The organism is Rhizobium binxianense (genome assembly GCF_028994275.1).
GTDB classification, from domain to species: domain Bacteria; phylum Pseudomonadota; class Alphaproteobacteria; order Rhizobiales; family Rhizobiaceae; genus Rhizobium; species Rhizobium binxianense.
On the sequence record NZ_CP118713.1, the window covers coordinates 3993014 to 4013595 of the forward strand.

Consider the following 20582-nt stretch of genomic DNA (forward strand, 5'->3'; position numbering starts at 1 on the left):
CTCTATCTCTTTTCTAGAGCGCGACGCGATGCGAACTGCCTAAACTTCTGATCTCGCCCGCAGGCGGGATATCATTCTCCGCGCCAGGGAGCGCATGAAGCTTCACGCGCCGCAATGCGCCGGGAGCGAGATGGAACCAGTCGTCGTCGGCGCGGTAGCCTTCGGCGTCGATATGCACCGATTGCGCCAGCCGGTCGGTCATTAGATCGACGAACCAATCCTCGCCGTCTCTGCCGAGTGTTGCTTCGATAGCTGCGTCATGCAGCGCCTTTCCCCGTCCGCAGGGAAAGTGAAAGCTTTCCGCCAGAATGGCGCCGTCTGTCAGCGAGCGCAGGCGTGCGACACTTGCATCATGCGACGGCGGCCCGAAACGGAAGGCATAGGTCGTATCGAAAAAGGCGCCGAACAGTGCGGTGCAGGCCAGACGCTCCGTGTCCCTTGCCGCCAGCTTGAAGGCCCGGCTGCCGCTGACGACCTGCTGTTTTCCCGCGCGCAGGCAGGCGACTTCGAGTTCCACGTCGAGTGCGGCATCCGTCTCGTTCAAAACATGCACGTCGAGACCGTTGGTTCCCTCGTCTGTGAAGACCACCTGAACCGGCCGGAATGCACGGCGCATCGCATACCAGACCGGCTTCGGCTCTCCGGTGGAATCGATCACCCCCCAGCCGGGGCCGGGCAGCAGGTCCTGCAGGGTCCAGACGAGTGCGCCATTGCAGGCGGAGCCCTTGCGCCGCCATTCAGCAAAAGTCTCCTCGATCACCTCGCAGGTCGCGGCGCGGGAGAGATCGAGATAGCGTTCCGGATCTTCGCGGCGCAGCTCAGCCGGATCGAAACCGTAGAGAAGCTGCAGGTAGAAATCGCGAACATCCTCGAAATCCCAGGAGGCACTGCGGTCGCGCGGCACCCGGGCCTTCCAGAGCGGGCTATGGACAGCCGGCACATCGAGATGACGCTGCAGCGTCCTTTGCTGCGGCACATGCGCAAAGGCGAGGCTTTCGGACGCAAACCGCACGTCGGCACGGCGCGCGTCGGCAAGCGGCCGCATATAGGCGCCGACGCCGTAATAATGGGCGATACCGGCATTCGGTGAAAAGGGCATCGCTCCGCCATAGGGCGAGTTCGGCACATAGGGCACGTCGGGACGCATGCGCGTAGCAATGGCCGGGATGACCTCATCGGTAACAGGCCCGCTCCAGAATTCCATGGGCAGGCCGAGCATCGCCGCCTGCTGATGGACTTCGCTGCCACCGCAGAGCACGGCGAGCGAAGGCGACGCCCGGACGCCGTGCAGGAATTCTTCGACCTCCGCATGCACATGGCCGAGAAAGGCTTTGTCGTTGCGCGGATAGTCGAAATTGGCGAACATGAAATCCTGCCAGACGAGCAGGCCGAGCTCGTCGCAGAGCGCGAAGAAATCTGATGTCTCATAGGCCATGGTGCCGCCGATGCGGATCATGTTCATGCCGGCTTGCGCCGCAAGCCGCAGGAACGGCTCATAATCGGCCCGCCCGCCCGGCAGCCGCGCGATATCGGCCGTCGTCCACACCGCGCCGCGGCAGAAGATGCGTTCGCCGTTGACGGTGAGTGCGAAGTCGTCGCCATCGGCGCCGCGGTCGACGTCGATCCGCCGGAAGCCGGTTGTGCCGAGCGGATATTCCACGCCGTCGGAAATGAGCGTCAGCTCATACAGACGCGGGACGCCGTGCGTATGCGGCCACCAGGGTTCGATATCGGGAAGCTTGAGGATAGCCGAGTAATGATTGTCGCCGATCTTCTCGAAGGGCTGCTCCATGCCGCCGCAGCGCAGCAGCATTGCCGGCTCTTCGGCATTGCTGTGCAGGGAGACGCTGAGGCGGCCGACGCCGCTCTCGTCCAACACGGCGCGGATGGAGACATTGTCGATCGAGACGGGATTGCGCCGCACCAGCGAAATCGGTCGCCATGGCCCGACGGCATGAATGTCAGGGCACCAGCCCGGCATATGGCCGAGCAGCGTCGTGCGGAAATTCTTGAGACCCGCCGGCGTGATCATCTGCGGCCGCCAGCGGGCGCGCGGGCCGGGCTCTGACAGGCGGGGGCCGAGCGCCCGGAAACACAGCGCCAGCTCGTCGCCGCCCGTCAGCGTCACCGGAATCTCGTGCGCCGTGAACATGCTTTCGGAAAAGAGGATTTCCTGGCCGTTGAGGAAGACATGGCAAAGTGTGGCAAGCCCTGCAAACCGCAGGATCGCCTCGCCGGGTTCGGCATCGAACAGCCGGCAAAGATACCAGGCATCTCTGGTGTTCAGCGGCTCAGGATTTTCCCGGTCGAAGAGACCGGCCCTTTCGAGTGCCGCGGCGACAGTGCCGGGAACGGGCGCGGGAATGAACTGCGCGGAAAGGTGAATGTCGTGCGGCACCGCGCAGGCGCCCGGCTCCGTCAGGATGAGGTTCCAGCCTTCGGAAAGCAGACTTTCCTCGGAACCGATGCTTGCCAAACGCCCCCGCATGGTCAGATCTCCGGCTTCAGATTCGCCCCGCAAGCGACGCCATCATGGCATCCCATGCATCGGCGGCCGGATCAAGGGCTGCCTGCAGCGGCTCGAACTTCCTGCGGGCAATGGCGCGGGCAAGCTGGAACTGCACGGATTTCGCCGCGTCCGAAATGCGCCGGGCATGCTCGGCGGCTTCAGCGAATTCATCGGGGGAAAGCCAGGTGAGGTGATCGGCCGCCAGCTCGAAATTGGCGCCCACCTGGCGAAGCGTGTTGAAGGCGTATTTGTGGAAAAAGCCGAACGGCCGTTCCGCCACCGCTTCCACTTGCTGCGGAAAGACGGTTGCAAAGGCGCGGATCGGATTTTCGCCGGGGCGCCGGGCAAAATGAATGCCCACGAGCCGCCGCGCGGTCTCCCGCAGATGCGCTTCATCCGCCGGCTTTTCCGGGAACCGCGCAAATTCGGTATAGGGCAGGAACGGCGGATCGTTTTCCGTCAGGTGCAGCTGGAACAGCCCGTCGAAATCCTCGCCTTCAAGGCGGAAATAACCGGCATTGTGAAAATAATCGACGCGCTTGGCCGCAATGTCCAGCCGGTTGATCGCAACCGTCGTCTTGCCGTGCTCCTGCCGGTAGGCGGTGCCGCGCGTATCCGGCATGTAGAAGGAATCCATCTCGATCAGGCAGAGACGACCCCGCGCGATCTGTACCTCGACGTGCCGTTCGACACGGTCATAGATGGCAAGTTCGGTGGCGCGGATGCCGTAGAGCGCTTCGAGATCTTCGAGCGGCACCTTGAAGAAGGTGAACTGGTCGCCCTCGAAATCCTGCGTCAGGGTAAAACCCAGCATCGCCTCAGGCGCGACACCCGATGATGCCAGCACCTCGATCCAGAGATCGGCATAGCAATTGGTTTCCGGCCAGGCGCGCTCGCCGGCATGCAGCGCATGCGCCCGATAGGTTTCCGGGTCGATACCCGAAAATACCGATGTCATCGACCGGCTCAGCCCCACAACGTTTTCCGCACACTGGCCGGCCATTCCTTCACGTCGAGCCCGTGATGGTGGAACAGCGCAAGCGCGATGCGTTCCAGTCCGAAGCCGACGCAAGCCGTGTGCGCGACGCTGCCGTCTTCGAGATTGAGACCCCATTTCGTGCCGAAGGCATCCTGATGGTAGTTGAAGCTCATGCAGGCGGTCGGATTGGCGGTCGAGGTGATCGGGATCAGCAGTTCGAACTTCAGGTTCTGGTCACGCTGATTGTTGGCGAGCATCTTGCCGGCGCGGCCGAAGAACGGATCGTTGGCGATATCGATCGTCACGTCGAGACCGACGGTCTTCATCATCTCGACGCCGCGATCCATCCAGCGCTGGCGGAAATCGGTGACGTGCTGCTCGGTGCCCATGCAGATGTATTCACGCATACGAAACAGCTGCTGGCGGGCCGGATCCTTCGACGGCTCGTGGCGGAAGCAATAGGATTGCAGGTCGAACAGGCCGCCGGTCTTCGGCAGGTTGCCGCGCTTGGCGATCGTCGGATAGAGCGGATAGCAGGCTGCCGGCGTCAGCACGATGTCGGTCGCCTCCTGCCCCTTGGTCCAGTCCTCGCCGACTTCCATGCATTGCAGCAGGCTGACATGATCGAGTTCGCTGCCGCAGAAGCTATGCACCGTGCCAGCAAGCTGCGGAAAGCTCTTCATGTAGCCGCTCTTTTCGAAGAAGGCGCGGTTCATGCCGGGGGGAAAGCGCATGGCCTCCGCACCGTCGGCGCCACCGACCTTGTCGATCAGGCGCTCGAAGGCAGCGATCACCTCTTCGAACTGGCCGCTGCGGCCATAGAGCCCGTCGATGCCCGTATCGATCAGCAGGCCGGCTTCGAAAAGCCGGTCGAGAAACGAGGTCTGCATATCCATGACTGTCACCCCAGTAGGCTAGTGTCCTGCTTGTGGACAAGAAGCATGCTCGACGTATTGCCGAGGATGCGGTCGTTCGAGATCATGAGCTGCGCGGAATGCGCGTCGCGCAGATGGCGTCCGAGGCTGAAGGGCGTGCCGTTCTTGTAGCCCATGATGCCGCAGATCAGCATGGCATGGTTGACGATCTCCAGGATCGTCTCGGACGAGGCGATCTTGACGTTGTTCATCGCCACGGCAAAGCCCATCGAGGACAGCCTGTCATTATCGGCTTTGGCATCCTCATAGGCCTTCAAGCCGGCAACCACATTGGATTTGACCATCTGCAGCAGGTTCGAAACTTCGGCAAGGCGCAACGCACCCGGCGGCTGGGCATCCGGCGCCTTGCGGGCGGCGGCGCGCACGAAAGCCTGGGCGCGGGCGACCGCATCGACCGCGATGCCGTACCAGACGCCGCTCCACAACAGGTGCGAAGAGGCGAGCATCGATTGCGCCGCGATCTCGGCGAAAGGCTTCGGCAGGATCTGACGCGCCGGCGCTTCGCCTTTGAAAAGGAAGCCGTCGGAGCAGGTGCCGCGCATGCCGAGCGTATTCCAGGCATGCGTTTTCTCGAGCGTGTACTGGTCCTTGAGGAAGGCCGTCAGCACCTGATCGGAGGACGCTGCCTGCGGATGGCTGCGCGAGGTGATGAGGATGGCATCGGCATGCGAACCGTAGGAAATCACGGTCGCGTCCTTTTCGAGGCGGCAGGTATCGCCGTCGACTTCGACCGCACAAATGCTGTTGCGCAGGTTTCCGCCGATACCGCCTTCGGTGGTCGCGGACGCGATCAGCAGCTGGTCGGCAGCGATGGCGTGCATGAAACTGCGATGCCATTCGCTGTCGGCGCCGTGTTCGACGAGGCTCGACAGTTTGATGTGGTGCATGGCGAAGACCATGGCGCTTGCCGCGCAAGCCTGGCCGAGCATCGAGCACAATTCGGCGATCTCGGTGATCGAGGCGGATTCACCGCCGAGATGGCGCGGCACCTGGATGCCGAGCAGCCTTTCGGCCTTCATCGCATCCACGGCTTCCCGAGGGAAACGGCCTTCGAGATCGACGGCATCGGCATGTTTGGCCGCGATTTCGGCGACACGAGCGACCCTTGCGACAAGACCGTCCTGCATGATCTTGACGGGGAAGTTCATCAGGCGACCTTCCGGCTGTCCTGGATGAGATCGACGGTCTTGGCGATGGCCGAAATGCTCGCGAAAGATTTGCGGTTCAGGAGATTGTCGGGAAATTCGATGTCGAACGCCTCTTCGAGGCCGAGCATCAGCTGTACTGAGGCAAAGGAGGTCAGACCTGCCGCATAAAGATCGGCGTCGTCGGCGACCTGGTCGATCGCGACAGGAAGCTTGCCGAATTTGGCTACGAGGTCGCGGATTGTCGTATTCATCCCATCACTCCAAGATTCTCATGATCCCGAACCGGCGTTCATCGCCTTGTCATGAGCGTTCTTTTAGTGCGGAAAACAGAACATTCCGCTAATTTGTCTGGTTAAATATGACTGTTGCTCATAGTTAGGATTTTAGCGATCCCGGAGCCAAAGGTGAAAATATCTCTTATATTCCAATTCTTTAAAGCCGACTTGTCGTCGGCGCTCGACGCGATTTCGGGCGTCACGAGTACAGAAATGACACGGAAAGCACCGCTTCATGTCAATCGGAAGGCGGGTAGGAATGCTCGCCGCCGCGATAGTCCGAGACGGAATAACATCCCTCACCCATCGCCCGAACGGTGCTTCCGCTGACGACGGCCTTGCCGTGCCCGCCGGGGATATCGAGGATGTAGGTCGGCTGGCAGAGGCCGGAAATCCGCCCGCGCAGCGCGGCGACGATCCTCTGCCCCTCCTCGATCGTCAATCTGAAATGACCGGTGCCGGGCGCCAGATCAGGATGATGCAGGTAATAGGGTTTGACGCGGATTTCGACGAAAGCCTTCATCAGTTCTGCAAGCACGTCGGGATCGTCGTTGATGCCCTTGAGCAGCACCGACTGGCTGACCATGGCGATGCCGGCATCGACGAGACGGGCGCAGGCCGCGCGCGCGTCGCTCGTCAGTTCGCTGACATGATTGGCGTGCAGCGCCACATAAACCGTCTTGCCGCTCGCCTTCAGCGCCGCGATCAGTGCCGCATCGATCTTCCCGGGATCGACGACGGGAACGCGGGTGTGGAAACGCACGATCTTCACATGCGCGATTTCCCCAAGCACCTCCATGATCTCGCGGAGCCGGCGCGGGGAAAGCACCAGCGGATCGCCACCGGTGAGGATGACCTCCCAGATTTCCTGATGGCTGCTGATATAGTCGAAGGCTGCCTGCATCGCCGCCGCATCGAGCGTGCCGAGGCCCTGCGGCCCCACCATTTCGCGTCGGAAGCAGAAACGGCAATAGACCGGGCAGACATGCACGGCCTTTAGCAGCACGCGGTCGGGATAGCGATGGACGATGCCCTCGACCGGGCTATGGGCATGATCGCCGATCGGATCGGCGCGTTCTTCGGGCGCGACCGTGAGTTCGGCGGCATCGGGCACGAATTGCCGTGCGATCGGATCATCAGGATCGGCTCGATCGATCAGCCTGGTGACGACAGGCGTCAGGGCGATCGCGTAACGCGCGGCAACCGCCTCGAGCGCCGCGCGATCGGCCGGCGCGGCAAGCCCCGCCTTCACGAGATCGTCGACACTCTTGATCGGCTTGACGGCATTCATCTTCCGTACTCCGCAACCGGCGCCCAGAGCACCTGATCGATGCGCGCTGCGCCCGTCGCCAGCATCACCAGCCGATCGAAGCCGAGCGCGATGCCGCTTGCCTCAGGCATCAGCGACAGCGCAGCGAGGAAATCCTCGTCGAGCGGATAGGTCTCGCCGTAGACACGCGCCTTCTCGGCCATCTCGACCTCGAAGCGCCGCCGCTGTTCGCCAGCATTGGTCAGCTCGCCGAAGCCGTTGGCAAGCTCGACCCCGCAGGCATAGAGCTCGAAACGTTCGGCAACCCGGGGGTCGCGCGCCGAGGGACGCGCAAGTGCCGCCTCCGAGACCGGATATTCGTCGAGGATGGTGATACGGCCGAAGCCGAGATGCGGCTCGATCTTTTCGACCAGCACCCGGCTGAAAAGATCGGCCCAGCCATCGTCATCGGCAACACGCATGCCGACGCGCTTCATCTCGGCGGCGAGATGATCGCGATCGGTCGAACCGTCGGCGGCGACCGAGGCGAGAAGGTCGATGCCGGCATGCCGCTCGAAGGCTTCGGCAACACTGATCCGCTCCGGCCCGGCGAAGGGATCGCTCTCGCCGCCGCGATAGGCAAGGGTCCCGGTCTTCACGGTTTCGGCCGCAAGCGCCAGGATCCGCACGCAATCCATCATCAGGCTCTCATAGCTTTCGCCGGCCCGATACCATTCGAGCATGGTGAATTCGGGGTGATGCAGCGGCCCGCGCTCGCGATTGCGATAGACATGGGCAAAACACGAAATGCGTTCTTCGCCCGCTGCAAGCAGCTTCTTGCAGGCGAATTCCGGCGAAGTGTGCAGGTAGAACGGCGCCTTCTGCCCGTCCGTCGTCAGCGCTTCGGTGGCGAAGGCGTGCAGATGCGCCTCGTTGCCCGGAGAGACCTGCAGCACCGCCGTATCCACCTCGATGAAATCCTCGCGCGCAAAAAAACCGCGCAACGCCGCCTGGATCGCATTGCGCCCGAGCAGAAAGGCACGGCGATCGGCATGCACGGACGGGGTCCACCAGGGGGACGCTTTGGCCGAAGAGTTCATTCCAAGCTTTCTTCGCCGGAGAAGCCGGTATGGGGATGGCTATTTCCCGGATTTTAGGTTAGTTGCGCCCCAAAGAAAAATATTTCCGTCTTGGAGGCTCGACAGTCCTCTACGACGCCGAAAGCCGAGTTACAAGGAAGTCTTATGGTCAAGGTCATCGCCTCTTCAGTCCGCAAGGGCAACGTTCTCGACGTCGACGGCAAGCTCTACGTCGTCCTCACCGCCCAGAACTTTCATCCGGGCAAGGGCACGCCGGTCACCCAGGTCGACATGCGCCGCATCGTCGACGGGGTGAAGGTTTCCGAGCGCTGGCGCACCACCGAACAGGTCGAACGCGCCTTCGTCGAAGACGTGAACCATCAGTTCCTCTACGAGGACGGCGAAGGCTTTCACTTCATGAACCCTGGAAACTACGATCAGGTCGTCGTCGATGTCGAGACGATGGGTGACGATAAGGCTTATCTGCAGGAAGGCATGACCTGCGTTCTGTCCATGCATGAAGGCATTGCGCTGGCGATCCAGATGCCGCGCCATGTCACGCTCGAAATCATCGAGACGGAACCGGTCGTCAAGGGCCAGACGGCATCGTCCTCCTACAAGCCGGCCATGCTGTCGAACGGCGTGCGCACCATGGTGCCGCCGCACATCAATGCCGGCACCCGCGTCGTCATCGCCACGGAAGACAATTCCTACGTCGAACGCGCCAAGGATTGATCCCTGGTTTGCATCTCTACAGAAGGCCGGTTCCGACCGGCCTTTTTTGTATCCGCCAATATCAAAGATGCGGGTTGCGCGGCCGGTATTTCCGCACGAGCTTCTGGTTGATCTCGGCAGCACCCGGCATGTTGGCGCTGAGATAGACCGGCGCATCGCCTGATTTCGAAAGTTCCGAGGCGACCTCCGCGAAGATCGCATTGATGACCGTTACCCCGACCGCCGTCGAGACCGGCCCGACCCGAAGTCCCGTGCCTTCGAGATCGATAACGGCATCACCCGGCGGCAGCCCGTTGTCGAGCACCACATCGGCGACGTCGGCGAGCCGCCGGCGGCCATTGGCGATCGCCGAGGAATAGGCAATCGAGGTGATGGCGATCACCTTTGCGCCGATTTCGCGCGCATAATCGGCGGCCTCGATCGGCGCGGCGTTCACGCCCGAATTGGAGGCGATGACGATGACATCGCCCGGCTGCATGCCGTAACGTTCCAACATCGGCCGCACCAGGCCCTGTGTGCGCTCATAGACCGAGCTGATGACCGCACCCTCATGCAGCATGGCCGAGCCGACGAGCACCGGCACGGTGAAGGCGAGCCCGCCGGCGCGATAATGCACCTCTTCCGCCAGCATGTGCGAATGGCCGGTACCGAAGACATAGACGCGCTTGTCGCCGCGGGCAGCATCGAGGATGACTGCCGCTGCCTGCGCCATCGGCTCGGCAAGCGCCTGCTTCAGTTCCTCCAGCCGGCCGATCAGATTGGCGAAATAGGCATCGGTAATGTCGGTCATCCCGCTTCTCCTTGAGTTCAGGCCGCCTCGCCGCCAAGCCAGGTGGCGGTGACGGCAAGCGCATCTGTGAGATGCACGAGATCGGCGCGCGCGCCCGGTGAGAGATGGCCGCGATCGGCGAACCTCAGGAAACGCGCGGGATAAAGGGTCGCCATGCGTAAGGCCTCGGCGAGCGTCAGGTCGAGATAGGTGACGCCGTAACGGATCGTCGAGATCATGTCGACGTCGGAACCGGCCAGCGTCCCATCGGAAAGCACCAGCTTCGAGCAGAAGCCGCCCCTTTCGCGCCGGACGGTGCGCCCGTTCAGCGTGAACGAGTCCTTCTCGGACCCGACGAGCGACATGGCATCGGTGACGAAGAACAGCTTGCCTTCGCCGCGTTTGGCACGCAACGCCGTGCGCAAGGCTTTCGGGTCGACGTGATGGCCGTCGGCGATGATGCCGCACCAGACCGAGGGATGATCGATCGCGGCGCCAACGAGACCCGGCGCGCGATGCCCCATCTGGCTCATGGCGTTGAAAAGATGCGTGACGCCCCGCGCGCCGGCATCGAAACGTTCCTCCGCCGCCTCGCTCGAACAATCGGAATGGCCGATGCTGACCGTGACGCCGGCTTCTGCAAGTTCGCGCACCTGGGCAACCGTCACCTGCTCGGCGGCGATCGTGACGAGCAGCGTGCCGATCGCCTCGCGCGCTTGGATGAAGGCTTTGACGTCGCGATCCTCGACCGGCCGCATCAGTTCAGCGAGATGCGCGCCTTTGCGCGCCGGCGCCAGATGCGGGCCTTCCAGATGCAGACCGGCAACGCCGCGCTTTGTCTTGACGGCATCCTTGGCCGCCTCGATCGCGGCAATGGAGGCTTCGGATGTATCGGTGATCAGCGTCGGCAGCAGCGATGTCGTGCCGTACGGCCGATGCCCGCCGGCGATGATCTCCATCGAGGCGACGGAAGGATCGTCGTTCAGCATCCGCCCGGCGCCGCCATTGACCTGCGCATCGATGAAGCCGGCCGACAGAACGCCGCCGGCAAGTGTCACCGTTTCACCATCCGGCAGATCGCCTCTCCCGACGATGGCTTCGACACGGCCGTCGGCAATGATGAGCGCCTTGTCGTCATGGAAGCGTTCGCCGTCGAAGATGCGGGCGCCGAGGAAGATCTTGCGGGCCATCAGACCGTCTCCGTCACCTTGAGCAGGTTCGCCGGCCTGTCGGGATCGAAGCCCTTGCGGCGCGTCACCGACTCGATCAGCCGGTAATAGACAAGCAGCGAGACCAGCGGATCGACCAGACCGTTGCCCGTCGTCGGCACGCGCAGATTGATGCCGGAAAGCGGCTGTGCCGAGAAGCCGACGGTGGTGGCGCCGAGCTTCTGCAAACGCTCCAGGGCCTGGCTATTATTGGCGAAGGCCGCATCGTCGGGCGCAAAGGCGACAATCGGAAAGCCCGGCTGCACCAGACGCATCGGACCGTGCATCAGTTCCGCCAGCGAAAAGGCCTCGGCATGCAGACCGGAGGTTTCCTTGGCCTTCAGCGCCGCTTCGAGCGCGATCGCGAAGGCGGGGCCGCGGCCGGCCGTATAGAGCGAGGTCGCGTTGAAGAGAACGTCTTCGGCTGCCGCCGTATCGATCCCGGCGGTTGCCGAAAGCGCCTCCGGCAGTTTGCCGAGTGCCGCCTGCAGGTCTGACGCGCCGCCGATCGCGGCCGTCACCCCGGACAGGGCGGCGACGGAGGCGATAAAGGACTTCGTCGCCGCGACGCTCTTTTCCGCGCCGGCATTGAGACCGAGAACGATATCGGCCTGTTTGGCCAGCGGGCTGTCGATGACGTTGACGACGGCGATCGTCGTCGCCCCGCCCTTCTTCGCCGCTTCCTGAAGCGCGACGATATCGGGGCTGGCCCCCGACTGCGAGACGGTGAAATGGACGCCGCCCTTCAGATGCAGCGCGGCACCATAGACCGAAGCGATCGACGGGCCGACCGATGCGACCGGAACGCCGCAGGTGATCTCGAAGAGATATTTGAAGAAGGTGGCGGCGTGGTCCGAGGAGCCGCGCGCCGCCGTCGTCACCACGCTCGGGCGGGCCGACGAAAACAACCGGGCGATCTCGGCAAAGACCGGCTTTTCCTTTTCGAGAAGGGTGGCCACCACCTCGGGCGATTGGCCGGCTTCCTGCAGCATCAGCGACTGGTTCTCACTCATAGGTCATCTCCGATTCTCAATTCTGCAACGAAATCATAGGCGTCCCCGCGGTAGTGCGAGCGGGTGTATTCGACGACGCGCTGGTCTTCCAGGCGCGAGACGCGTTCGATCAGAAGCGCCGGCGCGCCCGAGTTGACGTTCAGGATCGCCGCCGAGGACGGATCAAGCGTGACCGCCGTCAACCGCTGCAGTGCCCGCACCGGCCGGTGGCCGCTGGCCGTCAGCGCATCGTAGAGCGATCCTTCGCCACCGGCGTCGTCGCCTAGGAATTTGATCGGCACCACGGCGCGTTCGATCGCCAGCGGCAGGCCGTCCGCGAGACGCAGCCGGTCGAGCCGCAGCACCGGCTCGTCGCCGCCGAGACCGAGCAGGAAGGATTCCTCCGGCGACGGCGTGTTGACCGCCCGCGACAATACTCGCGCAGCCGGCAGGCGCCCGCGCGAGCGCATGTCGGCGGAGAAGGAGGAAAGCCGCCAGAGCGACTGCTCCATGCGTTCCACCCTGCTCGATACGAACGTACCGCTTCCGTGGCGCGATTCCAGTGCGCCCGACGCCATCAGATCGCGATAGGCCGTGCGCACGGTGACACGACCAAGTTTCAGAGCCTCGGCGAGGTCGCGCTCTCCCGGCAGCGCCGTGCCGGGCTTCAGCAGGCCTTCCTGAATGAGGCCGGTCAGCGCCTGCGCCAGCCGCTTGTAGAGCGGGCCGGTCAACGCCTGGTCACGCAGGCCGCGGCTGCTCAGCTCCGCTATCAGACTGGTTCTATCCATAGGCACGTAATAGAACCTATCTAGAACCAATCAGCAAGACGGAATCGCACACCGACAAGAAAAAACCTCCCCGGGGCCCGGAGAGGTTCATAGCGATCAAATCTGACAGCCGTGCGTCCACAGCGCCGTGCGTCTGAAAAGACCGTCAGCTCTTGGTGAAGATATAGTCCGTCTCCTGGCGCAGCACTTCGCCGGGGCGCAGCACCGCATTCGGGAAACCTTCGTGATTGATGGCATCCGGCCAGACCTGCGTCTCCAGGCAGAAGCCGGCGAAGGGACCGTATTTACGCCCGCCAAGGCCGGGCGCCCCGGTATTGAGCTTGAACCCGGCATAGAACTGCACGCCTGGCTCGGTGCTGCGCACTTCCAGCGACACACCGGAATAGAGACTGCGGGCGAGCGCGACGCTGCGCTTGGCGGTGCGCTCGGGCGACAGGCAGAAATTATGGTCGTACAAAGCTTGCTCGCTGCCGACGAATCGCTTCATCGGCGCCATCTCGCGGAAATCGAATTCGGTGCCCGCGACGGAACGGATCTCACCGGTCGGCACCTGCCTCTCGTCGGTCGGCAGATAGTGATCGGCAGCGATCATGATGTCGTGGCCAAGCGCATCTTCACGGCCATCGAGATTGAAATAGGCGTGCTGGCAGACATTGGCGAGCGTCGGCTGATCGCTGGTCGATTCGTAAGTCACCGACAGTTCGCCGTTGCCGTGCACCCGGAAGGTTGCCTGGATCGTGCAATTGCCGGGATAGCCCGCGCGGCCATCGGGATCGACGATCTTCAGCACGACGCGGTCGACGTCATGCTCGACGATCGTCCAGTTGCGTTTGGCGATATTGTCGCTGCCGCCATGCAGATGCGTCACGCCGTTTTCATTCGGCTCCAGCTGATAGTCCTTGCCGTCGAGCGTGAATTTACCGCCACCGACACGATTGGCGCAGCGGCCGGGTGTCGCGCCGAAATAGGCCGAATGGAGGGGGTAGCTGTCGAAGTCGTCGAAGCCGAGCTGCAGCGGCGCCTCATGTCCCTCAAGGCGCAGATCCTGGATGACCGCCCCCCAGGTGATGATCTTGGCCGTCAGCCCGCCGCCCTTGATCTCGACGCGATAGACGGTCTCGCCTGCTTTCGTCTGTCCGAAAACTTCCCGCTCCAACTTATCCGACATGATCGACCGTCCGTTCTATTCCTGGGGTTTAAGCATGTCGCGCAAAAGTGTACAGCGGTTTTGCGATAACGACATGCGTAAAAACAAAGACTTAAAGCGCGGAGAGCGAATCTGAAAGATCGCGACGCGCTTTAGGAGCGGAACCTGCCCGCATTTGCTCCAAACCGCAACCGTGGGATCAGAAAGAAATGCCGCAGCGGTGACGCTGCGGCATCCGCTCTGCCACACTCAGAGATCCGTGCCGATCTCCTCCACATCGAAGGGCGTCGTCTGGTAGATTTCGTTGATCCAATTGCCGAACAGAAGATGCGCATGGCTGCGCCAGCGGTTCTGCGGCGCAAGTGCGGGATCATTATGCGGGAAGTAGTTGTGCGGCATCTTGATCGGCACGCCGGCATTGACGTCGCGGAAATACTCGTCGGACAGCGAGGTGGAATCATATTCGACATGGTTGAACATATAGAGCCGCCGGCCCTTCTTCTCGTGCACGAGGCAGACGCCCATCTCACCTGATTCCATCAGGATCTCCAGGCTTTCGGATTTTTCGATATCGGCGCGGCGCACCTCGGTCCAGCGCGACACCGGGACTTCGAAATTGTCGGAAAAGCCGTTGAGATAGATGGAGGAAGGTTTCAGGTTCCGGTGGCGGTAGACGCCGAAGGCCTTCTCTTTCAGCTCGTATTTCGGAACGCCGTGGAAATGATAGATCGCCGCCATCGCGCCCCAGCAGACGTTCATCGTCGAGTGGACGTTCGTTTCCGTCCAGCCGAGGATCTGCTGCATTTCCGCCCAATAGGTGACGTCCTCATAAGGCAGAAGCTCGATCGGCGCGCCAGTGATGATGAAGCCGTCGAACTTGCGCTGCTTCACCTCTTCCCAGGTCTGGTAGAAGGAAAGCAGATGGTCTTCGGACGTGTTCTTCGCCTTGTGGCCGCCGATGCGGATCAGCGACAGTTCCACCTGCAGCGGCGAGGCGCCGACGAGGCGGGCCATCTGCAACTCGGTCTTGATCTTGTTCGGCATGAGGTTGAGCAGCCCGATCTGCAGCGGACGGATGTCCTGACGGATCGCCATCGTCTCGGTCATCACCCGCACGCCCTCTTGAACCAGGGTTTCGAAGGCGGGCAGCGTATCGGGGATCTTGATGGGCATTGCGGTCACTCGATCAAAAATAAAAAACCGGCGGCGAAAAAAATCGCTACCGGTCCGCACGCGGCCCTTTAGCGACTTTTTTAACGTGGCTGCAAGCCGGCCGGCCAAATCACCACGGAGCACTTTAATTAGCTCCAGTCGGACCGCGAATCAATGGCGAATGCATGCAGGCGCAGCCCGTGCAAGCATCATCACACTTTAATGACTGATAGAATCTGTTGATAGACCGGTAACGCCACCATGTTAATAATAGGAGCATGGGCGATTTGGAAAAGCGTTAATGGCAGATAAGACCGAGGGGAGGCCAGGAATCCGGAGGCAGGATAGGGTAGGGTATGATCTCAGCCTGACATATCGCCTCGGGGTGATGTTCTCAGCGTTCTGGAATTCGCAAGTGCGGGGCAAGGTGCTGTTTCTGGCGACCGTGCTGATCCTTGTTATCCTGGCGACGTCCTACGGCCAGGTCATCCTCAATGAATGGAATGCGCCCTTCTACGATTCGCTGGAGCGCCGCGACCTCGGCGAGTTCTTCCACCAGCTTGAAATCTTTGCGATGATCGCCGGCACGCTGCTGCTGCTCAACGTGCTGCAAGCCTGGCTGAATCAGATGACCGCGCTCTATATGCGCGAGGGCCTGTCGCGCGATCTCGTCGATCAATGGCTGAAGCGCAAGCGGGCGCTGCGGCTCGCCTCCAGCGGCCTGATCGGCGTCAATCCGGACCAGCGCCTGCACGAGGATTCCCGCAATCTCGCCGAAAGCACGACAGGGCTGGTTCTCGGCCTGCTGCAATCGACCATTCTTCTGGTGAGCTTCATCGGCGTGCTCTGGGAGCTTTCGAGCGGCTTCATCTTCCGGATCAGCGGCCACAGCTTCTCCATTCCGGGTTACATGGTCTGGGCGGCGATTTTCTATGCCGCTTCCGCCTCGGTGCTGAGCCAGGTCGTCGGCCGCAAGCTGGTGAAGCTCAATGCCGACCGTTTCTCGAAGGAGGCCGAGCTTCGCTTCACCTTGATGCACGCCAACGAAAACATGCCGGCTATCACCGTCGCCCGCGGCGAGGAGAATGAGCGCCGGCGCATCAACACCGACATCAGCTCGGTGCTGAGGGTCGTCAAGCGGCTCGCCATGGCCAATACCAACCTCACCTGGGTTTCGGCCGGCTATGGCTGGCTGGTGATCGTCATCCCGATCATCGTCGCCGCCCCTGCCTATTTCTCCGGCGGCCTCACCCTCGGCCAGCTGATGATGTCGGTCGGCGCCTTCAATCAGGTCAATACGGCGCTGCGCTGGTACGTCGCCAATTTCGGCCCGATCGCCGAATGGCGGGCCACGCTGATGCGCGTCACCGATTTCCGCCAGGCGTTGGTCGACATGGAAGAGGACTTCGACCTCAAGGACAGCATCGCCTATGAAAACACCGCGGCCGACACGCTGACGCTGAAGGATATCGTCATCGTCGCCAAGATCGGCGAAGAGATCGACGAATGCGGCGGCTTCCGTCTGCGTGAAACCGATGTCGTGATCAAGGCCGGCGAAAAGATCATGATCAACGGCGATCACAGCGTCAACCGCAAGCTGCTGTTCCAGGCGATGGCCGGCCTCTGGCCGTGCGGCAGCGGCACGATGGGCCTGCCGCCGATCGACGACATGCTGTTCGTTCCGCAGATCGCCTATGTCCCCGGCGGCACATTGCGTGAGGCGCTGGCCTTCCCCGAAAGTGCCGATGCCTATCAGAAGGCGGATATTGAGGCGGCTCTCGAAAAGGCCGGCCTGCATTCGCTGATCGCAAGGCTCGATACCCGCGCCCGCTGGGACAAGCTGCTCGACAGCGACGAACAGAAGGCGATCGGCTTCGCCCGCCTGCTGCTCGTGCGCCCGCGCTGGATCATTTTCGACGAAGTGCTGGAAGGCATGGAGCCGGAATGGCAGGAAACCATGGCCAAACTGCTCACCACACTGCCCGAAAGCGGCATGATCTATATCGGCCGCTCCGAGGCCTATCTCGAGGCGCTGAAGCCGCGCGTCCTGCACCTGCAGGCGCTGCCGTCAAAATCCGAGGAACCGCCTGTCGCCCAGAGCGGCGCCAGCGCCAGTGTAGGCGCTGCTGCCGTACCCGCGCCGGCGCTTTAGAGCAATTCCAGGCAAAGCGCGAAGCGCTTTTGCCGGGAATTGCGCAAAAAATAAAAACTTAGAACGGTTCTCCGATTCCATCAAAAGCTGAACCGCTCTAAGCCCGCGGATCACATCGGCGGCGTGATGCCATTGAGACCGACGGCCACCTGGCTGGCCGAGATGCTGCCGTCCGCTGCCTTCTCGCCGGTGACGATGACGCCGGCGCCGGTCTTCAGATCATCTTTGGTCGCCGGTGCCAAGGTCACGATTGGTGTCGCATCGGCGATCGTGATGGTCTTTTCCTTGCCCTGATAGGTCAGCGTGATCGTGTGGCCGTCGACGGATTTGACGGCATTGCTGACGGTCGCGTTGGTCATCTGGCTGTTCGGCTGCGCATCCCAGGGGCGATTGCCCTCGCCGGTTCCCTTCATCGACGCCGGAAAGATCAGCACCTCGATCGCGCCATCCGGGCCGGTGCCTTTCGGGAGAGAGGCGACCCCGACGAAATCGCCGGGCTTGATATTCTCGACCGAGGCTTTTTTGACGCCACCGACTTTCCAACCGGCTTTCAGCGTGATCGTCGCATCGCTGCCTTCGCGCGTCTTGACGACGAGCTTATCGCCGCTGAGGCTTCGATGGCGCCGCGAACGCGAACACGGTTACTATCCTGTGCCTGTACGGCCTGCGATGCGGCAAGCGCGGCGAGGCCGCCAGCGGCAAGTGCCATGAGAATTCTGGAATGAGGCTTGCGAGACATATGACTTTTCCTTGTCGCCCTTGCGATCGGCAATATCCCTACAGCGCCGCGCGTTTTTTCAGATGCGCAAAAAGGACGCTGTAACACTTGGATTTGCTGCCGGAGCGCACCCTATGCCGCGCAGCGATACATTGGCCAATCAAGGAAAGGTGAGCCGACAAGTTTGCGAAGCTCAACCTTCCAGTTCTTCGCGCAACATTTCGAGCTCCAGCCACTCCTCCTCCATGTCGGTCAGGCTGGCGCGCAATTTCTCCATCTCGCCCGCAAGCCGGTTGAAGGCTGCGGGATCACGCGTGAAAAGATTGGGATCGGCCATCACCTGTTCGCGCTTAGCGATTTCGGCCTCGGCTTTCGCCATTTCCTTCGGCAGATTTTCCAGCGCGAATTTCTGCTTGAAGGAGAGCTTGCTCTTGGCACTCCCTGCGGAGGGCGCTGCCTCCTGCGTCTTCGGCTTCTCCGCCGCCTTCTCTGCCCTCTTGCGCTCCTCGAGCGCGCCCTTGCGCTGCGCAAGCATGTCCGAATAGCCGCCGGCATATTCGATCCAGCGGCCATCGGGTGCATCCGGCACGGCAGGCGCGATCGTCGAGGTGACGGTGCGGTCGAGGAAATCGCGGTCGTGGCTGACGAGAATGACGGTGCCGGGAAAGCCGGCGACGATTTCCTGCAAGAGGTCGAGCGTCTCGATATCGAGGTCGTTGGTGGGTTCATCGAGGATCAAGAGGTTCGCCGGGCGTGAGAGGATGCGCGCCAGCATCAGCCGCGCGCGCTCGCCGCCGGAAAGGCTCCTGATCGGCGTACGCGCCTGTTCCGGCTGGAACAGGAATTCCTTCATATAGCCGGTAACATGACGCTGCTCGCCGTTGACGAGCAGGTTTTCGCCGCGCCCATCCGTCAGATAGTTGGCGAGCGTATCCTCGGGATCGAGATCCTCGCGTTTCTGGTCGAGTGTCGCGATCTCCAGATTGGTGCCGAGCTTTATCGTGCCGCTATCGGGCGAAAGCTGCCCGGTCAGCATCTTCAACAGTGTCGTCTTGCCCGCGCCGTTCGGCCCTACCAGACCGATGCAATCGCCGCGATGCACGCGGATCGAGAAGGGCGTGACGATGGCCCTCTCGCCGAAGCTCTTGGTGATCTTCTCGGCTTCGATCACCAGCTTGCCGGATTCCTGCGCGTCCGAAGCCGTCGCCTGAACGGTGCCCTGCGGCCCCTTGTGACCGCGATATTGCGAGCGCATCGTCTGCAGCTCGCCGAGGCGGCGCATATTGCGCTTGCGCCGTGCCGTCACACCATAACGCAGCCAGTGCTCCTCGCGCTCGATCGCCTTGCCGAGCTTGTGCTGCTCCAACTCCTCGGCCTCCAGCACCTGGTCGCGCCAGGCCTCGAAATGCGAAAAGCCTCTGTCGAGCCGGCGCGAGGTGCCGCGGTCGAGCCAGACGGTTGCCGTCGAGACCTTTTCGAGGAAACGCCTATCGTGCGAGATCAGCACCAAAGCGCTGCGCGTCTTCTGCAGCTCGCCTTCCAGCCATTCGATGGTAGGCAAGTCGAGATGGTTGGTCGGCTCGTCGAGCAGCAGAATGTCGGGCTCCGGCGCCAGCACGCGAGCAAGGGCGGCTCGACGCGATTCGCCGCCGGAAAGATTTCTGGGATCCTCCTCGCCTGTCAGTCCGAGATGAGACAGCAGATAGGTGACGCGATAAGGGTCGTCGCCCGGCCCGAGACCGGCCTCGGCATAGGCCTGCACCGTGTTGAAGCCGGCAAAGTCAGGCGCCTGTTCGAGATAACGCACCGTCGCGGAGGGATGGCGGAAGACCTCGCCGGACTGCGCCTCGACCAGGCCGGCGGCGATCTTCAAGAGCGTCGATTTTCCGGAGCCGTTGCGCCCGACGAGACAGATCTTGTCACCGGGCTCGATCTGCAGGCTAGCCCCCGCCAAAAGCGGTGCGCCGCCGAAGCTCAGGAAGATATCGTCGAGTTTCAGAATGGGAGGGGCCAAAAATCAGACTCCGGAAAGATCATAGGGCCGGGCGAGCACGATCGCCCGGCCGCTGCGGAGCGAAAAGCAAACCTTGCCTTCCGCGACGTTGGAAATGGTGCGCGACGAGCCGAAAGGCAGATGGAAATCGGCCAGCGGATAACGCGCATTCTCGATGGAAAGCCCGGTCAGCTCGCTGAACCCGAGCACCGAAAACAGACTGCCCTGGGGAAGATCCAGCTCGATCGTCCCGGCAAGCAGCGGCACGGCCTCTTCCTTGCCCGAAGTCAGCAGGACATCGAAGCCCTCTTCCGCCAGGCTGACGGCCGACAGCAAATGCTGAAGCGCATGATCGGAGCGTTCGCCGCCGAGCGCACCGGCCAGGATCAATCGCCGCCCGCCGCGCGCGATCGCTTCCGACACGGCGATTTCGCCGTCCGTCGCCGCCTTTGCTGCGGGATAGGGCTGTTTCGGTACATCGGGAAACGCACCCTCGAGATCATCAGGCGTCGAATCGAAATCGCCGACCCAGAGCTCCGGCGTAATGCCGAGTGCCAGCGCATGCCGCATGCCGCCATCGGCCGCGATGAACCGGCTGTCGCCGACGGCATGGCGCAGGCGCTCCGTCAGGCTGAGTTCGCCGCCAAGGAGGATGGTGAAGGTGGATGGGCTCATGGGCATTGCCCTTAGCGCAAACCGGGGGTCGAGGGGAAGGGGCGCCAGCGATCGGCGTCGTTTGCTTTACAGCGCC

The 20582-nt window shown here is 62.4% G+C and carries 17 protein-coding genes, 1 pseudogene and 1 riboswitch; of the genes and pseudogenes, 2 read left to right on the forward strand and 16 right to left on the reverse strand.

The features are described 5' to 3' along the window. Nucleotides 1-13: 13 nt before the first annotated feature. The 7 genes from PO860_RS19575 to epmA all read right to left on the reverse strand — a co-directional run bounded on the left by PO860_RS19575 (nt 14) and on the right by epmA (nt 8195). Nucleotides 14-2488, reverse strand: coding sequence for a glycoside hydrolase family 2 protein (locus PO860_RS19575; RefSeq protein ID WP_273884435.1), 2475 nt, complete (start codon nt 2486-2488; stop codon nt 14-16). Between the two features lie 16 nt (nt 2489-2504). After that, nucleotides 2505-3485, reverse strand: coding sequence for a DUF1839 family protein (locus PO860_RS19580; protein WP_183608541.1), 981 nt, complete (start codon nt 3483-3485; stop codon nt 2505-2507). Next, complete coding sequence (locus tag PO860_RS19585) at nt 3476-4384, reverse strand: amino acid--[acyl-carrier-protein] ligase (protein WP_273884434.1); 909 nt, start codon at nt 4382-4384, stop codon at nt 3476-3478. Before PO860_RS19585 ends, PO860_RS19580 begins: the two co-directional genes overlap by 10 nt. A 5-nt stretch (nt 4385-4389) precedes the next feature. Next, nucleotides 4390-5571 (reverse strand): acyl-CoA dehydrogenase family protein, encoded by a 1182-nt coding sequence (locus PO860_RS19590; RefSeq protein WP_183608539.1) that lies wholly within the window; start codon nt 5569-5571, stop codon nt 4390-4392. Further along, nucleotides 5571-5822, reverse strand: a complete 252-nt coding sequence (locus PO860_RS19595; RefSeq protein WP_183608538.1) for an acyl carrier protein — start codon at nt 5820-5822, stop codon at nt 5571-5573. Before PO860_RS19595 ends, PO860_RS19590 begins: the two co-directional genes overlap by 1 nt. A gap of 262 nt (nt 5823-6084) precedes the next feature. Next, nucleotides 6085-7137 carry a lysine-2,3-aminomutase-like protein gene (locus PO860_RS19600; protein WP_273884433.1) on the reverse strand — a complete coding sequence of 351 codons (1053 nt, stop codon included), beginning with the start codon at nt 7135-7137 and terminating at the stop codon, nt 6085-6087. Further along, nucleotides 7134-8195: an EF-P lysine aminoacylase EpmA gene (epmA, locus tag PO860_RS19605; RefSeq protein WP_273881367.1), complete on the reverse strand. Its 1062-nt coding sequence runs from the start codon at nt 8193-8195 to the stop codon at nt 7134-7136. The genes PO860_RS19600 and epmA overlap by 4 nt, the downstream gene beginning before the upstream one ends. Before the next feature lie 144 nt (nt 8196-8339). On the opposite strand from epmA, the gene efp reads away from it, so the two are divergent. Further along, nucleotides 8340-8909, forward strand: a complete 570-nt coding sequence (gene efp, locus PO860_RS19610) for an elongation factor P (RefSeq protein ID WP_275037947.1) — start codon at nt 8340-8342, stop codon at nt 8907-8909. Between the two features lie 61 nt (nt 8910-8970). Here efp and PO860_RS19615 read toward each other — a convergent pair whose 3' ends face one another. The 6 genes from PO860_RS19615 to metA all read right to left on the reverse strand — a co-directional run bounded on the left by PO860_RS19615 (nt 8971) and on the right by metA (nt 14989). After that, nucleotides 8971-9699 (reverse strand): SIS domain-containing protein, encoded by a 729-nt coding sequence (locus tag PO860_RS19615; protein WP_183608535.1) that lies wholly within the window; start codon nt 9697-9699, stop codon nt 8971-8973. A gap of 17 nt (nt 9700-9716) precedes the next feature. Beyond that, entirely contained in the window at nt 9717-10868 is a 1152-nt protein-coding gene (gene nagA / locus PO860_RS19620) for an N-acetylglucosamine-6-phosphate deacetylase (protein ID WP_273884432.1), read from the reverse strand. Then, complete coding sequence (locus PO860_RS19625; RefSeq protein ID WP_273884431.1) at nt 10868-11899, reverse strand: SIS domain-containing protein; 1032 nt, start codon at nt 11897-11899, stop codon at nt 10868-10870. The genes nagA and PO860_RS19625 overlap by 1 nt, the downstream gene beginning before the upstream one ends. Next, nucleotides 11896-12669 (reverse strand): GntR family transcriptional regulator, encoded by a 774-nt coding sequence (locus PO860_RS19630; RefSeq protein ID WP_272783549.1) that lies wholly within the window; start codon nt 12667-12669, stop codon nt 11896-11898. The genes PO860_RS19625 and PO860_RS19630 overlap by 4 nt, the downstream gene beginning before the upstream one ends. A gap of 145 nt (nt 12670-12814) precedes the next feature. Further along, nucleotides 12815-13837: an aldose epimerase family protein gene (locus PO860_RS19635; RefSeq protein WP_183608531.1), complete on the reverse strand. Its 1023-nt coding sequence runs from the start codon at nt 13835-13837 to the stop codon at nt 12815-12817. Between the two features lie 228 nt (nt 13838-14065). Further along, nucleotides 14066-14989 carry a homoserine O-acetyltransferase MetA gene (gene metA / locus PO860_RS19640; protein WP_273884430.1) on the reverse strand — a complete coding sequence of 308 codons (924 nt, stop codon included), beginning with the start codon at nt 14987-14989 and terminating at the stop codon, nt 14066-14068. Between the two features lie 48 nt (nt 14990-15037). Then, a riboswitch (SAM riboswitch) is annotated at nt 15038-15115 on the reverse strand. A 154-nt stretch (nt 15116-15269) separates the two neighbouring features. On the opposite strand from metA, the gene PO860_RS19645 reads away from it, so the two are divergent. Next, entirely contained in the window at nt 15270-17120 is a 1851-nt protein-coding gene (locus PO860_RS19645; protein WP_273884429.1) for an ABC transporter ATP-binding protein/permease, read from the forward strand. Between the two features lie 110 nt (nt 17121-17230). Here PO860_RS19645 and PO860_RS19650 read toward each other — a convergent pair. From PO860_RS19650 to PO860_RS19660, 3 genes and pseudogenes are all read right to left on the reverse strand, one after another. Continuing rightward, a pseudogene (locus PO860_RS19650) lies at nt 17231-17859 on the reverse strand (hypothetical protein). Between the two features lie 172 nt (nt 17860-18031). Beyond that, nucleotides 18032-19852 (reverse strand): ABC-F family ATP-binding cassette domain-containing protein, encoded by a 1821-nt coding sequence (locus tag PO860_RS19655; RefSeq protein WP_273884427.1) that lies wholly within the window; start codon nt 19850-19852, stop codon nt 18032-18034. A gap of 3 nt (nt 19853-19855) precedes the next feature. Further along, nucleotides 19856-20512: a thiamine diphosphokinase gene (locus PO860_RS19660; protein WP_273884426.1), complete on the reverse strand. Its 657-nt coding sequence runs from the start codon at nt 20510-20512 to the stop codon at nt 19856-19858. Nucleotides 20513-20582: the final 70 nt, after the last annotated feature.